Source organism: Streptomyces sp. NPDC059787 (assembly GCF_042732315.1).
In the GTDB taxonomy this organism is placed as follows: domain Bacteria; phylum Actinomycetota; class Actinomycetes; order Streptomycetales; family Streptomycetaceae; genus Streptomyces; species Streptomyces atrovirens.
Genome location: NZ_JBHWHX010000017.1, coordinates 75,452 through 89,224, shown reverse-complemented (window position 1 = coordinate 89,224; position 13,773 = coordinate 75,452). Strand labels below are relative to the sequence as shown.

At 72.3% G+C, this 13,773-nt stretch carries 14 protein-coding genes; 5 read left to right on the top strand and 9 right to left on the bottom strand.

The genetic code is table 11. The features are described from left to right. Positions 1–32: 32 nt before the first annotated feature. Positions 33–812 (bottom strand): HAD-IIA family hydrolase, encoded by a 780-nt coding sequence (locus ACFV5H_RS18490; protein WP_385052608.1) that lies wholly within the window; start codon positions 810–812, stop codon positions 33–35. A 310-nt stretch (positions 813–1,122) separates the two neighbouring features. Here ACFV5H_RS18490 and ACFV5H_RS18485 point away from each other — a divergent pair, with 310 nt between their 5' ends. Beyond that, a complete protein-coding gene (locus tag ACFV5H_RS18485) occupies positions 1,123–2,631 on the top strand; it encodes a PQQ-dependent sugar dehydrogenase (protein WP_385195832.1) in 1,509 nt (502 codons plus the stop codon). A gap of 250 nt (positions 2,632–2,881) precedes the next feature. On the opposite strand, the gene ACFV5H_RS18480 is transcribed toward ACFV5H_RS18485, so the two are convergent. Then, a complete protein-coding gene (locus ACFV5H_RS18480) occupies positions 2,882–3,259 on the bottom strand; it encodes a peptidase inhibitor family I36 protein (protein ID WP_385052613.1) in 378 nt (125 codons plus the stop codon). 335 nt (positions 3,260–3,594) lie between these two features. Beyond that, positions 3,595–4,779 (bottom strand): ROK family protein, encoded by a 1,185-nt coding sequence (locus ACFV5H_RS18475; protein ID WP_385195829.1) that lies wholly within the window; start codon positions 4,777–4,779, stop codon positions 3,595–3,597. Positions 4,780–4,835: 56 nt separating this feature from the next. Here ACFV5H_RS18475 and ACFV5H_RS18470 point away from each other — a divergent pair, with 56 nt between their 5' ends. Together ACFV5H_RS18470 and ACFV5H_RS18465 are read left to right on the top strand one after the other, a co-directional pair. Beyond that, positions 4,836–5,903: a Gfo/Idh/MocA family oxidoreductase gene (locus tag ACFV5H_RS18470; protein ID WP_385195826.1), complete on the top strand. Its 1,068-nt coding sequence runs from the start codon at positions 4,836–4,838 to the stop codon at positions 5,901–5,903. Then, positions 5,900–6,409 (top strand): heme-degrading domain-containing protein, encoded by a 510-nt coding sequence (locus tag ACFV5H_RS18465; RefSeq protein ID WP_385052621.1) that lies wholly within the window; start codon positions 5,900–5,902, stop codon positions 6,407–6,409. The genes ACFV5H_RS18470 and ACFV5H_RS18465 overlap by 4 nt, the downstream gene beginning before the upstream one ends. Positions 6,410–6,481: 72 nt before the next feature. On the opposite strand, the gene ACFV5H_RS18460 is transcribed toward ACFV5H_RS18465, so the two are convergent. The 5 genes from ACFV5H_RS18460 to ACFV5H_RS18440 form a co-directional block, all read right to left on the bottom strand. Next, positions 6,482–7,198, bottom strand: coding sequence for a S1 family peptidase (locus ACFV5H_RS18460; protein ID WP_385195824.1), 717 nt, complete (start codon positions 7,196–7,198; stop codon positions 6,482–6,484). A 324-nt stretch (positions 7,199–7,522) separates the two neighbouring features. Continuing rightward, positions 7,523–8,380, bottom strand: a complete 858-nt coding sequence (locus tag ACFV5H_RS18455) for a fumarylacetoacetate hydrolase family protein (RefSeq protein ID WP_385052625.1) — start codon at positions 8,378–8,380, stop codon at positions 7,523–7,525. A gap of 334 nt (positions 8,381–8,714) precedes the next feature. Next, on the bottom strand, positions 8,715–9,425 hold the full coding sequence (locus ACFV5H_RS18450) for a YidC/Oxa1 family membrane protein insertase (RefSeq protein WP_385195822.1): 711 nt from the start codon (positions 9,423–9,425) through the stop codon (positions 8,715–8,717). Between the two features lie 95 nt (positions 9,426–9,520). Continuing rightward, positions 9,521–9,841, bottom strand: coding sequence for a DUF6412 domain-containing protein (locus tag ACFV5H_RS18445; protein ID WP_385052630.1), 321 nt, complete (start codon positions 9,839–9,841; stop codon positions 9,521–9,523). Between the two features lie 141 nt (positions 9,842–9,982). Beyond that, the gene (locus tag ACFV5H_RS18440; protein ID WP_385052633.1) at positions 9,983–10,960 is read right to left on the bottom strand and encodes an intradiol ring-cleavage dioxygenase; all 978 of its coding nucleotides are present in this window, start codon (positions 10,958–10,960) and stop codon (positions 9,983–9,985) included. Positions 10,961–11,167: 207 nt separating this feature from the next. On the opposite strand from ACFV5H_RS18440, the gene ACFV5H_RS18435 reads away from it, so the two are divergent. Continuing rightward, positions 11,168–12,181 carry an SEC-C metal-binding domain-containing protein gene (locus ACFV5H_RS18435; protein WP_385195819.1) on the top strand — a complete coding sequence of 338 codons (1,014 nt, stop codon included), beginning with the start codon at positions 11,168–11,170 and terminating at the stop codon, positions 12,179–12,181. 80 nt (positions 12,182–12,261) lie between these two features. On the opposite strand, the gene ACFV5H_RS18430 is transcribed toward ACFV5H_RS18435, so the two are convergent. Then, on the bottom strand, positions 12,262–13,095 hold the full coding sequence (locus ACFV5H_RS18430; RefSeq protein WP_385052716.1) for an alpha/beta fold hydrolase: 834 nt from the start codon (positions 13,093–13,095) through the stop codon (positions 12,262–12,264). A 216-nt stretch (positions 13,096–13,311) separates the two neighbouring features. Between ACFV5H_RS18430 and ACFV5H_RS18425 the strand changes: the two genes are divergently transcribed. Then, positions 13,312–13,770, top strand: coding sequence for a DUF3592 domain-containing protein (locus ACFV5H_RS18425; protein ID WP_385195817.1), 459 nt, complete (start codon positions 13,312–13,314; stop codon positions 13,768–13,770). Positions 13,771–13,773 lie beyond the last annotated feature (3 nt).

Here is a 13,773-nt window from a genome sequence, read left to right as displayed (position 1 = left end):
CGGCGATTACTCCGTACGGGTGAACGTCGGTGTCAGATCAGATCGACGAGGTCCGCGATGGAGTCCACGACCTTGGACGGCCGGTACGGCCAGTTCTCCACCTGCTCGGTCCGGGTCAGCCCGGTGAGCACCAGGAACGTCTGCATCCCGGCCTCGATGCCGGCCAGCACGTCGGTGTCCATCCGGTCGCCGATCATCGCGCTGCTCTCGGAGTGGGCCCCGATGGTGTTGAGGCCGGTGCGCATCATCAGCGGGTTGGGCTTGCCCGCGAAGTAGGGCTGCTTGCCGGTCGCCTTGGTGATGAGCGCGGCCACCGCGCCGGTCGCCGGGAGCGGGCCCTCGGTGGAGGGGCCGGTCTCGTCGGGGTTGGTGCAGATGAAGCGGGCGCCGTCGTTGATCAGGCGGACCGCCTTCGTCATGGCCTCGAAGGAGTACGTCCGGGTCTCCCCGAGGACCACGTAGTCGGGCTCGTGGTCGGTGAGGATGTAGCCGATGTCGTGCAGCGCGGTGGTCAGACCGGCCTCGCCGATGACGTACGCCGAGCCGCTGGGGCGTTGGTCGTCCAGGAACTTGGCGGTGGCGAGGGCGGAGGTCCAGATGTTCTCGATCGGTACCTCCAGGCCCATGCGGCGAAGCCGGGCGTGCAGGTCGCGCGGGGTGTAGATCGAGTTGTTGGTGAGGACCAGGAAGGGCTTCCCGGAGTCGCGCAGCTTCTTGATGAAGGCGTCGGCGCCGGGGATCGGTACGCCCTCGTGGATCAGCACCCCGTCCATGTCGGTGAGCCACGATTCGATCGGCTTGCGGTCTGCCATGTGCGGGATCTCCTGCCGTGCGCGGTCCTGCGTGCGCCCCAGCCTAGACAGACCCGGATCTTGAGGGAACGCCGGATACGGCTCGGCCGGCGGGTGGGCGGGCGGTTCGGTGGCGGCGGGGCGGGGACGGTGTTCGCGTCAGGCGGCGCGAAAGTGGCGCGAACATGTGTTGCCGCTGTGTCGTGTGCGTCGCAGCCTGAGGTGGCGGGAGCGCTCCCACGACCGCCCGCGCCCCCACAGCCCCGTTCATCGGCCGCCGACAGCACGCGGAAAGAAGGAGATCGTGGCTTGTCATATACATGCCCTTAGGGTGCGGCTCCGTCCGGCATTCGTTCTGTGCGCCCTGCTCGCGGTGCTGTCGGCCCTCGTCCCGTCCGCCACCGCGGCGGCGGAGAAGGAGGACGCGTCCGCCGTCCCCCTGCCCTCGATCGGCGCGACCACCACCCAGGTCGCCTCCGGGCTGAGACGGCCCACCGCCATCGCCGCCCCCGACGACGGCACGGACCGGCTGTTCATCACCGAGAAGTCCGGCACCGTCCGCGTCTACCACCCGGACACCGGCCTGGAGCGGACCCCGCTGATCGACATCACCCCGTCCGTCGACGAGTCCGGCAACGAGCGCGGCCTGCTCGGCATCGCCCTCCCGCCCGACTTCGCCGACAGCCAGGACCTGTACCTGGCGTACACGGCGCTGCCCGACGGCGCGGTCACCCTCGCCCGCTACCGGCTCGACGACTCCCGCCTGGAGCCCCTGCTCTCCCAGGAGCACGCCGAGTACAGCAACCACAACGGCGGCCAGCTCGCCTTCGGCCCCGACGGCGACCTGTACTGGAGCATCGGCGACGGCGGCGGCTCCGGGGACCCCTTCCGTTCCGGACAGCGGCTGGACACCCTGCTGGGCAAGATCATGCGGATCGACGTGAGCCGCGCGTGCGGCTCACTCGCGTACTGCGTCCCCTCCGACAACCCCTTCGTGGACACGCCCGGCGCCCGCGCGGAGATCTGGCTGTACGGACTGCGCAACCCGTGGCGGTTCTCCTTCGACCGGGCCGACGGATCGATGTGGATCGGCGACGTCGGCCAGGGCCGCTGGGAGGAGATCAACCACCTCGCCCCCGGCCGGGGCGGACTGAACCTCGGCTGGTCCTGCTACGAGGGCCTGGAGAGGTTCACGGGCGGGGACTGCGGCCCCGGCGGGGAGTACACCGAGCCGGTCTTCACCTACTCCCCCTACACCGGCGGCTGTTCGGTCATCGGCGGGCACGTGTACCGGGGCCGGGAGTACGCCGACCTGGTGGGCGGCACGTACATCGCCACCGACTACTGCTCGTCCACGGTCTGGGCGCTGCGGCCCGACGGGCGGGGCGGCTACGAGCAGGCCGAGATCGGTGAGATGCCCACGCAGGTGACGTCGGTCGGCACGACCGTCGACGGGGAGTTCTACGTGGTCAACGACCTGCCCGGCGGCCTGCACAAGGTGTCCTTCTCGCGGGAGGAGCCCACCTGCCGGGTGGACCGTACGGTGACGGCCTGGGGCACCGGCATGACGGTCGACCTCACCGTCACCAACACCGGCGGCACCCCGGTGAACGGCTGGACGCTCGAATTCCCGCTGGCCCCGGGCCAGACGGTCGTCTCCGACTGGAACACGGACCTGACCCAGGGAAGCAACGTGATCACGGCGTCCGACGCCACCCACAACGCCGTGATCGCACCGGGCGCGAGCATCACCCTGGGCTACCTCGCGGAACACGAGGGCGACGCGACACCACCGCCGAGGTTCATGCTGAACGGGGACGCCTGCGCGGTGGGGAGATGACTGCGGGCAGTCGTGCCTTCCCCAGCGCCTCGACCGGTCGTTTCGGCATGGGGTTCGGAGTCGTCGCAGGCAGACGATGCCGTACGCGAGTCGGAGGAGACCGAGGTGAAGGCCGGCGCGTGTCTCGTGAAGGTCGTCCGGCGGCCACCGCCGGCTTCGCGGCGGAGTCCCACGCGGGACGCCACCCGGCCGCATCCCGCCGTCCACCCCCGAAGCGCGGGCGGACGGCGGGTCCGGTCGGTCAGCCGGCTCAGGGGGCCCCGCAGCCGCCGTACTCGAGGGAGGACACCGCGTTGTCGTAGAGGAACAGGAGTTCCTGCTTCTCACCCGGCTCGATGGTGTAGTGGTAGCCCCGGTAGTCGGCATCGGTGTAGATGCAGACGAACCCCGCGCCGCGGTTCCACACCGAGCTGGCCCGGTCGTTCCACGTCCAGCCGATGTTGGGGACGTCCACCCGGTACTGGAGCTGCAGGTTGCTCCCGGTGAGGTTGTGGCCGTCGTAGAGGCAGATCTGGCCTTCTTCACAGCGGGTCACGGGTTCATCGGCCGATGCGGTTCCCGGAGCCGCCAGTACGGCGGTGGAGGCGAGGACTGCCCCTGCCACCGCGGTCTTGACTGTCAGTTTCATGAGTACTCTTCCCGTCGTTGCCCGAGAAAGCGCGGTCATGGCCGCCGCGTCCAGCTGTCGTTTCTCGAGGGCATCGGTCGTACAACGGCCCCCGTGCGCGTGTGGTTCACGGAGACGGCGTCGATCACGGTCTCCGGAAGGGGCGGGCCGTGGCGTTCTCGTGGCCTGCTGATCGTTTCGGCATGACGTCCGGAGTCGTCGCGGGCGGATGTCGCCGCGAGCGAGTCGGAGCAGACCGAGTCCGAAACGGCCGGTAAGGGCCTGGGAGGCACCCGGGGGCAACGCCGCCGAGCGACACCCGCGCCCGTCAGCCGCACGAGGGCGGTGCCTCCCGGTCAGGCATCGCCCCGGCCGAACAGCGGGGCGAGGAGCAACTGGGCCGCCCCCTCCGCGACCCCCTGCACCCCACCGGGCGCGACCCGCACCGGCACACCCCCGTCGCCCCCGCCCTCACGCCGGGCCCGCGCGGCGAGAACCGCACCGACCCCCCGCACGAACTCCTCGGGCGCGGCGGCCACGGTACGCCCCCCGAGAAGCACCAGATCGATGTCGAGCAGCCCGACGAGGTTCGCCGCCCCCGCCCCCAGCACCCTGGCCGCCTCGGCGACATCGCCGCGGGCGACAGCGTCCAGGCACAGCGCCTCGACGCACCCACGAGCACCGCAGGTGCACGGCCGCCCGTCCAGCTGGATGACCTGGTGCCCGAACTCACCGGCGCCGGTCCTGGCCCCCCGGTACACGCTCCCGCCCATCACCAGCCCCGCCCCCAGCCCCGTACCGAGGTGCAGATAGGCGAAGGAGCCGCCCTCGCCGCCGACCGCCAGCCCCAGCGCCGCCGCGTTGGTGTCCTTGTCGACGACCACCGGCACGCCGAGCCGCCGTGCCAGCGCGTCCCGGAGCGGGAAGCCGTCCCACTCGGGGAAGCCGGTGACCCGGTGCAGCACACCCTTCTCGTGGTCGAGCGGTCCGGGCAGCGCGACCCCGACGCCGAGCGGAGCCCGGCCCGCCCCGCCCGCCACCCCGAGCGGAGCCCGGTCCGCCCCGTCCGCCCCCGGTACCCGGAGCGCCTCGACGACCCCGGCCACCCGCGCCAGTACCGCCTCCTCCCCCGCGCCCAGGTCCAGCGGTGCCCGCCTCCGGTCCACCACCGTCCCGTCCAGGTCGACCAGCACCGCCCGCACCTCGTCCCGGTCCAGGTGAACGCCCACCGCGTGCCCCGCCTCCGGGACCAGTCGCAGTACCGTGCGCGGCTTGCCGCCCGTGGACGCCCGGCGCCCCGCCTCGGCCGCGAGCCCGTCCGCCCGCAGCCGGGCCGTGATCTTGCTGACCGCCTGCGGGGTGAGCCCGGTCCGCTCGGCGAGTTCCAGCCGGCTGATCCCCTCCGCTCCCGCGGTCCGCAGCAGGTCGAGCACGAGCGCGGTGTTGTGGCTGCGCAGGGCGAGCAGGTTCACCCCCAGCGGGGCCCCGTGCGCCCCGTACGCCCCGTGCGCCCCGCCGATGCCGTCGTTCGTCCTGTTCACCCGGCCATTCTCTCCGCTGCTTGCACTTTGGCAACAGCGTTGCGAAAGTAGAGAGCATGACTGGCACTCCCCTCCGCGTCGGCCTCGTCGGCTACGGCCTCGCGGGCTCCGTGTTCCACGCCCCGCTGATCGCCGCGACCGAGGGCCTCGCGCTCGACACGGTGGTCACCTCGAACCCCGAGCGGCAGCAACAGGCCCGCGACGGGTTCCCGGACGTCCGCGTCGCCGCGACCCCGGACGAGCTGTTCGCCCGCGCCGGCGAACTGGACCTGATCGTCGTCGCGTCCCCGAACAAGACGCACGTCCCGCTCGCCACGACCGCCCTGAAGGCCGGTCTGCCGGTCGTCGTCGACAAGCCGCTCTCCGGCACGGCGGCCGAGGCGCGCGAGCTGGCGGACCTCGCCGAGGAGCGCGGCCTGCTCCTCTCCGTCTTCCAGAACCGCCGCTGGGACAACGACTTCCTCACCCTGCGCAAGCTGATCGACGAGGGCGAACTCGGCGACGTGTACCGCTTCGAGTCCCGCTTCGAGCGCTGGCGCCCGCAGCTCAAGGGCGGCTGGCGGGAGTCCGGCGACCCCACAGAGATCGGAGGTCTGCTCTACGACCTCGGCAGCCATGTCGTCGACCAGGCGCTGGTCCTCTTCGGCCCGGTGACCGCCGTCCACGCCGAGGCGGACATCCGGCGCGACGGCGCGCAGACCGACGACGACACGTTCATCGCACTGACGCACGCCGGCGGCGTCCGCTCCCACCTCTACGTCTCGGCGACCACGGCCCAGCTCGGCCCGCGCTTCCGCGTCCTGGGCTCGAAGGCCGGCTACGTCAAGCACGGCCTGGACCCCCAGGAGGCCGCCCTGCGCGACGGCCTGCGCCCCGGCACCGGCTGGGGCATGGAACCCGAGGAGCTGTGGGGCCGCATCGGTGCCGGGGAGTCCCCGGTGACCGGCGGCGGACACCCCGTGCCGACCCTCCCGGGTGACTACCCCGCCTACTACGCGGCCGTGGCGAAGGCCCTGCTGGAGGGCGCACCCAACCCGGTGACCGCACGGGAGGCGGCCGCCGCCCTGGACGTGCTGGAGGCCGCGCGGCGCTCGGCCCTGGAGAAGGTGACGGTGACGCTGTGACCGCCCCGAAGCAGACCCCGGAACCCACCCCGAGCGTGGAGGAGCTGGAGGCGCAGGAACGCCGCCTGGTCTTCCGGCGGTTCACGTACGACGACGCGTGGGCGCTCGGCTCCCTGCTGGTGGAGACGGCGCGCGAGCGCCAGGCCCCCGTCGCCGTCGACATCCACCGCGCGGGCCAGCAGCTCTTCCACGCCGCCCTGCCCGGCTCCGCCCCCGACAACGACGCCTGGATCGCCCGCAAGCGCCGGGTCGTCGAACGCTACGGCTCCGCCTCCTACCTGGTGGGCGCCCGCCACCGGGCCAAGGGCACGACGTTCGAGGCGTCCTCCCGCCTGGACCCCGACACCTACGCGGCCCACGGCGGCTCCTTCCCCATCACGGTGGAGGGCGTGGGCGTCATCGGCGCGGTGACGGTCTCGGGCCTCCCCCAACTCCAGGACCACGAGCTGGTGGTGGAGGTCCTGGAGCGGTTCCTGGCCGACCGCGGGCCCGCCGCGTCGGGCTGAGGCCCGCCCCGCCGTGAAGGGCCCTCGCCGCGACGCGGTGAGGGCCCGGTGTCCGCCCGGGACGGGGACGGCTCAGACGCCGGCGATCGACTGGATCCAGGAGCGGTACGCCGTCACGTTGGTGTACGCCGTGGTCGTCTGGCGGTCGCTGGTGGAGGCGACGCCCACCTGGACGCCGTTCGCCATCATCGGGCCGCCGGAGTCGCCGCCGGCGGTGATGCCGTCGCCCCGGCGGGCACAGATGGCGGAGCCGCCGTAGGCATCGCTGCAGCCGCTGGTGACCGTGACGTTGGCGACCTTCAGGTAGCGGGACTGGCAGTTGGCCTCCGAGCCGCACCGGGAGGTGGCGCCCCAGCCGTACACCTGCACGTTCTGTCCGACGCGCACGGTGCCCGGCTGCCCGAGTCCGGCGTAGGTCGCCGACACGGAACGGTCGAGGCGGACGAGCGCCAGGTCCGCGCTGTGGGTGTAGGTCTGGACGCCGTTGGCCACGGTGCCGCCGCTGTGCTGGTCCAGGCTGCCGATGCGGAACGACAGTCCGCCGCCGGTGACGCAGTGCTTGGCGGTGAGGATCCAGGTCGGGGCGATGATCGTGGCCGAACAGGTCTCCCTGCCGTTGGAGAACAGCCGGGCGGCCCAGGGACCGCTGGAGGCGTACCCGCCGCCGATGATGGGCCGCGGGGCCTCGGTGGTCGGGGGTGCCGGTGCCGCGGTGGCGGTGGGGACGAGAAGCGCGAGGACGGAGACCGCCGCTGCGGCGAGAGCGGGAACGAGCCTTGTTATGCGCAAGGTTCCTCGATTCGGGGAGACACGTCACCTGGACGTGTACGTGTGGGGGTCGACGGCCCCATGGACCGCGCCCACGACGAACCGCCGCCCGTCGGCGGCAAGTTCGCCATGAGCACGCCCAGAATCCCGGAGGAACCCCGAACAGGGGTACTAACACTTGGCGATAACACCGTGCTATGGATGCGGAAAGAGGGGACGCGGGAAGCCAGGCACCGCCCCACCGAAAGGGGCGCGGGGAACTGCGCGACCAGCCACGACAAACCCGCAGCCGACAACGAACCACAACTCCCCACCCCGTAGTCGCCCTGCTCCCCCAGCGGAGCGCTACGCGTCCTTGAACTCCTGCCGCTGCCGCCCGAGCCCGGAGATCTCCAGCTCCACCACGTCCCCCGCCCGCAGGAACGGCTTCGGCTCCGGCTCCCCCAGCGCCACCCCCGCCGGCGTCCCGGTGTTGATGACGTCACCGGGATAGAGCGTCATGAAGTGACTGACGTACCGCACGACTTCCCCCACCGGGAAGATCTGCTCGGCGGTCGTCCCGTCCTGCTTCAGCTCCCCGTTCACCCACAGCCGCAGCGACAGGTCCTGCGGATCGCCGACCTCGTCGGCGGTCACCAGCCACGGCCCCAGCGGGTTGAACGTCTCGCAGTTCTTCCCCTTGTCCCAGGTCCCGCCCCGCTCGATCTGGAACTCCCGCTCGGAGACGTCGTGCGCGACGGCGTACCCGGCGACGTGCGCGAGCCCCTCCTCCGCCGACTCCAGGTACCGCGCCGTACGCCCGATCACGACCGCCAGTTCGACCTCCCAGTCGGTCTTCACCGATCCGCGTGGCACCAGCACCGTGTCGTCCGGCCCGACGACCGTGTCCGCCGCCTTGAAGAAGATCACCGGCTCGGCGGGCGGCTCGGCCCCCGTCTCGCGGGCGTGGTCGTGGTAGTTCAGCCCGATGCAGACGATCTTCCCGATCCGCGCCACCGGTGGCCCGACCCGCAGCCCCTCCCCGTCCAGCGCGGGCAGTTCCCCGCTGTCGGCGGCGGCCCGGATCCGCCCGAGCGCGGCCTCGTCGGCGAGCAGCGCCCCGTCGATGTCGGCGACGAGACCCGACAGGTCGCGCAGGGTCCCCTCGTCGTCGAGCAGCGCCGGCCGCTCCTGTCCCGCCGTACCGACTCGCAGCAGCTTCATGATTCCCGTCTCCCTCGATCGCGGGCCCTTCCGATGAGCACGGCCCGGATGCGGCGGGGCACAGTCATCGGAGGACTGGTCGATCCTCCGATCCCGCGCTCCACTCCGCAAGACCCGGTTCACGTACTGGACCACGGGGAACCGCGCACCCAGCTCCAACAGCCCTCACTCCTCAGGGGCGCGAGGAACCGCGCACTCAACCTCGACAGCCCCACAGCCCCACAGCCCCACAGCCAACGGCAATCCCGACTCCCAGGGGCGCGGGGAACCGCGCACCCAGCCCCCACACCCCCGGCTACCGGCCAACGGCACCCCGTCTCCGGCCCGCCCCGCGCTAGCGGTACAGCACGGCCCGCTCCACCACGCTCCACGTCGTACTGGTCACCATGTACAGCGCGGCCGCCAGCGGCATGACGGCGACGGTGACGAGCGTGAAGAACGACATGAACGGCATCACCTTGGTCACCGCCCCCAGCCCCGGCACCTGCTCCCCCTCACCGGCCGTCACGGAATTGACGGCCATCATCCGCCGGGACAGCCGGTACCCGAACCAGGCGACCACGGTGACGACCGCGAACAGCCCGACGTACACGAGTCCGGGCCCGCCGAACACCCCGCCGTCCCCGAGCGCGTCCGCCCACCGGCCGCCGAGCGGCGCCTCGAACAGCCGGTGCCCGAGCAGCTCGTTGGCCCGCCCGCCGATCGTCTCGCTGGAGAACAGGTGGTACAGCAGGAAGAACGCGGGCAGCTGGAGCAGGCTCGGCAGGCACCCGGACAGCGGCGACACCTTCTCCCGCGCGTGCAGTTCCAGTACGGCGCGCTGGAGCTTCTCGGGGTCGCGGCCGTGCTTGCGCCGCAGCTCGGCGATGCGCGGCTGGAGCGCCGCCCGGGCCTTCTGTCCACGCGCGGCGGCCCGGGACAGGGGGTGGACGAGGAGTCGTACGAAGGCGGTGAACAGAACGATCGCGGCAGCCGCCGCGGAGACGCCGAACAGCGGCCGGAGCAGGTCGGCCAGGTGCTCGACCAGGCTGGCGAAGACGGACATGGGTGAGCCCTCCGGGGGTCTCGTCGTGCCGGAAGTACGGAAAGGACGGCATGACGACCCGCAGCGGGGCGTGGTGAAGGTACGGAAGAAGCGCCCTACGCGGCGGTCGCCGGGAGGGCGTGTCCGGGTGCCCGGGGTCTGGTGCGCCCCTTGGCGTCGGGGTCGCGCTGGGGCAGGAAGGCCGTACGCCGGTCACGGTCGCGTATGGCCGTACGCACCCGTGTGGGCGCCACGGCGGGCGCGCAGCGGGCGGCGAGGAGCACGCAGACGGCGAGCGCGGTACCGGCCGCGGCGGTCGCGGCGAGCGCGACGTCGACCACGGATAGCCCACCGGCGGCGGGCAGGAGGAGCAGGAGCAGAACGGCCTGGACGAGGGGCAGGAGCACGGCGACGAGCCGGACCGTCCGTCCGCGCATCGCTCTCCCCTCCCCGCTCGTCTTCCTCTGTCTTCTGTCCCTCTCGTGCCGGACCGGTCCCGGCGCCCCTTCAACGTCCGGCACCGCCACGATGGTTCCCCGGGCCTGGCGCCCGGCCCGGGGAACCCGGACTCCGGGGCGTCAGGCGCCGGAGGACGGAGAGGGGGAGGGCGAGGCGGTGGGAGCGGGGCCGCCGGGCGGCAGGTCGCCGTCGTTGGTGGCTTCGGGATCCACGGCCATCGTGATGTGACCGACGACACCGCGTTCGATGTGCCGCCGGTCGTGGACGAGCTCGAGCAGGCCGCCCTGCGTGCCGGTCCCCGGGTAGATGCCGTCCTGGTCGAGGGTGACCCGGGTCGCGGTGTTCGCCGAGTAGGGGGCGACGGTCTCGGTGGCCTCCACCGACTCCTCGGCGAAGTAGAACTGGCCGGTGTGGCAGGTGCGTCCGCCGGTGTAGCCGTCGGCGGTGCGGGTGCCGCCGGTGTGCACCTTGGTGTGGACGTGGACGGCGCGTCCGGCGTACCAGCCGGGGAAGACGGTCCGGAAGGTGACGAAGCCGTGGCGGTCGGTCATCTGGATGCCGCGCAGCCAGGTGAGGTCGTCGGTCGGGGTGGCGTGGCCGCCGCCCCCGCCGCCGGGCGGACCGGTCGGCGCGTCGGTGGGCGGGGTGCCCGGCGGCTCGGTCGGGGGCGTGCCGCCGCCTCCGTTGCCGTTCTCGGTGTAGCCGGAGTAGACGCCGGAGGCGTCGCAGTGCCAGATCTCGATGGCCGAGTCGCGGATGGGCGCGCAGGTCACGGTGTCCACCACGCGCAGGACGAGGAGGAGGGGGATGCCGGTGCGGTCCTCGACGACGTTCGCGCGGAAGAGCTCGTAGTCGAGGTAGTAGGGGCCTTCCATCTGCTCGGTGGTCAGCTCCATGCACGCGCCGGCGGCCAGTGCCGCGGCCTTGGCCCGCTCGACGGCGTCGGCACCGGTGGAGGCGTCGCGGGCGAGGGCGTGCGCCGCCCCGAGCCCGGTGAGGGCCACGGCCCCGGCTCCGCCGAGGGCGAGCATGCGGCGGCGGGGCAGGAGGCGGGAGACGACGGCGTTGTCGGGCTCCTCATGTAATGGATTTGTCATGCCCGCGACGCTAACGGCGTTCTCTGTGAGAACGATATGAAGGAACCCGTCCGAACGCGCCAACTTCTGGCCGGTCACCGACTGGCGGCCGGCCACGCGGCGACGGTCACCGGCCTTCCGCCACCCCCCTCGCCTCCCCGCCCCGCACCCCGTACCGGCCCGTGGCCGTCTCACCCTTTGTCACCCACCGGCAGTACGGTGTCCCCCATGCGCCCCGACACGCCTGCCGAAAACGTCGACCACGCCGCCGAAGCCGACCGCCTGGAGCGGACCGCCGACCTCTACCCCGAGGACGCCGAGGCCCTGCTCCTGCGAGCCGCCGCCCACCGCGAACTCTCCGGCGACCGCCCCACCGCGACCGCCCTCTACGACCGCCTGCTGACCTCCTCCCAGGAGCTGGACGACCCGTACCTGGTCCGCGCCCTGAAGGCCTCGAACCTCTGGGAGTACGGCCACGAGGCGGAGGCCCGCGCGATCATCACAGGCATCCGCACGGCGGCCCCGCGCGTCGCGGCCCCCTGGGTGATCGTCGCGGAGTCCCTGGAGGCGCACGACGAGCTGGAACAGGCGCACGAGACGTTCACACAGGCGGTGCTCCTCCTCCTGACCGGTGCCGAGAAGCCCCCGCGCGCCACCCACCCGCTTCTCTTCGGCCGCCACCGCGTGCGCAGGATGCTCGGCGCGGCCCACGACGAGTGGGACGCGCTCGCGGACACCGTCCACACCCTCCCGATCACCCTGGACGAGCTCCACGACCCGAAGCGGGTGTGGTCGCTCGGCTCGGAGAACCCGGTGGAGCTGGAGGCGGAGATCATCCGCCTGCGCGCGGAGCTGGGCGCGTACCGGGAGGCGCTGTCCCGCCCGTTCCCGGTGGCGGTGCTGCACTGGCCGGCCGGCGAGCTGACGGAACTGCTGTCGGCGTACCCGGCGCTCGCGGAGGAGTACCCGTCGCACGAGGAGCACCTGGCCTCGATAGAGGCGGCCCTGCGCGAACTGGCCGCGTCCGGCACCCCGAACCTGGGCATCGTCACGGGCACGGTCCCGTCGTACGAGGCCTTCGCCGCCTCGGAGCTCGCCTCCCCCGCCGACCCGGCCCTGCTCCCGCAGTACGCCACGACGCTGGCGGCCCGGGGCCGTGCGGTGGCGTGGCCCCCGGAGCGGTCGGCGGCGTGCTGGTGCGGGTCGGGTCGGGCGTACGGGGAGTGCCACGGCGCGGACTGACGAACACGGCTGTGCGCCGTACGCCGGTCCTCGGCGTACGGCTCACAGGTGCTCCGGGCGCCTGACGGAGCGGGGCTCGTCTACTTGGCGAGGAAGGCGAGGAGGGCGTCGGTGACCTCCTGGGCGTGGGTCCACAGCAGGCCGTGCGGGGCGCCCTCGACGACGACGTAGTCGGCCTGCGGGAGCGCCCGGTGGAAGGGCTCGCCGGTGGACTCGATGGGCAGGATGCGGTCGGCGGTGCCGTGCAGGATCAGCGCGGGGACGTCGATCTTCTCGATGTCGGTGCGGAAGTCGGTGGTCCAGGTGTCCACCGCGGCCAGGGAGGCGTACCAGGAGGAACCGGCGGCGACGTTCCAGCTGTTGCGCAGGGCCTCCTCGCTGATGCGGGTGCCGAGGTTCTCGTCCAGGTTGTAGAAGTCCTGGTAGAACGCGGTGAAGTAGGCGTAGCGGTCGGCGGTGACGGCCTGCTTGATGCCGGCGAAGACGCTGCCGTCGACGCCGGTGGGGTTGTCGTCGGTCTTGAGCAGGAAGGGCTCCAGGGAGGCGAGGAAGGCGGCCTTGGCGATGCGGGCGGAGCCGTAGGTGCCCAGGTAGCGGCCGACTTCGCCGGTGCCCATGGAGAACCCGACCAGGACCGCGTCGCGCAGGTCGAGGGTGGTCAGGACGGTGTTCAGGTCGGCGGCGAAGGTGTCGTAGTCGTAGCCGGTGGTGGGCTGGGAGGAGCGGCCGAAGCCGCGCCGGTCGTAGGTGACGACGCGGTAGCCGGCCTCCAGCAGGGCGGCGGACTGCTTCTCCCAGGAGTGGCCGTCGAGCGGGTAGCCGTGGATCAGCACGACCGGCTGCCCGGTGCCGTGGTCCTCGTAGTAGAGCTCGATGTCGGTGGAGTTCTCCTGGCCGACGGTGATGAACGGCATGGTGGTTGCTGCCTTCCGTGTTCCGGTGGTGTCGAGCACTGCGGAAAACATAGCTCGTAATTTGATTGTGCACAACTAAGTTGTACGCAACTTAAACGGACGGCGAAGTTCCGTCGCCGGGCGAGGCCGGCACGCCCAGTACGCCCACGACGGGGAACCGCCGCACGACCGCGTCCGTCTCCGTGAAGACCTGAAGTCGGCCCCGGGGGAGGCCACATGGACCAGCCATGGCTCACGATCACGCTCGTCATGGCCGCCGGCGCGCTGGCCCTGGGCATCGCGATCCTGCGCGGCGCCCTGACCCAGCGCCGCGCCCTGCGCCGCCTCGGCGTCCGCGGCGTCCGCATCCGCGGCGAGGTCGCCCGCGGCGCCCGCCGCGAGGGACCGACCGTCCACCCCCCGCAGGTTCGCTACCAGGCCCCACCCGTGAACAACCTCGACGCCCCACCCACCCAGACCTACCGCCGCACCCCCCTCAACCACGAGTCCCACCCCCTTCACGCCGGCATCCCGGTCGTCCTGCGCTACGACCCCGGGGACCCGCGCAGGGTGGTGGTCGTCCACACCAAGGACGGACGCCCGGGGAAGGTGTCGTACTCGGCCACGGCCAACATGACCTGGGGGATCTTCTTCGTGCTCTTCGGGCTGGCCATGGGGGTGGGGGCGTTCCTGTAGCGA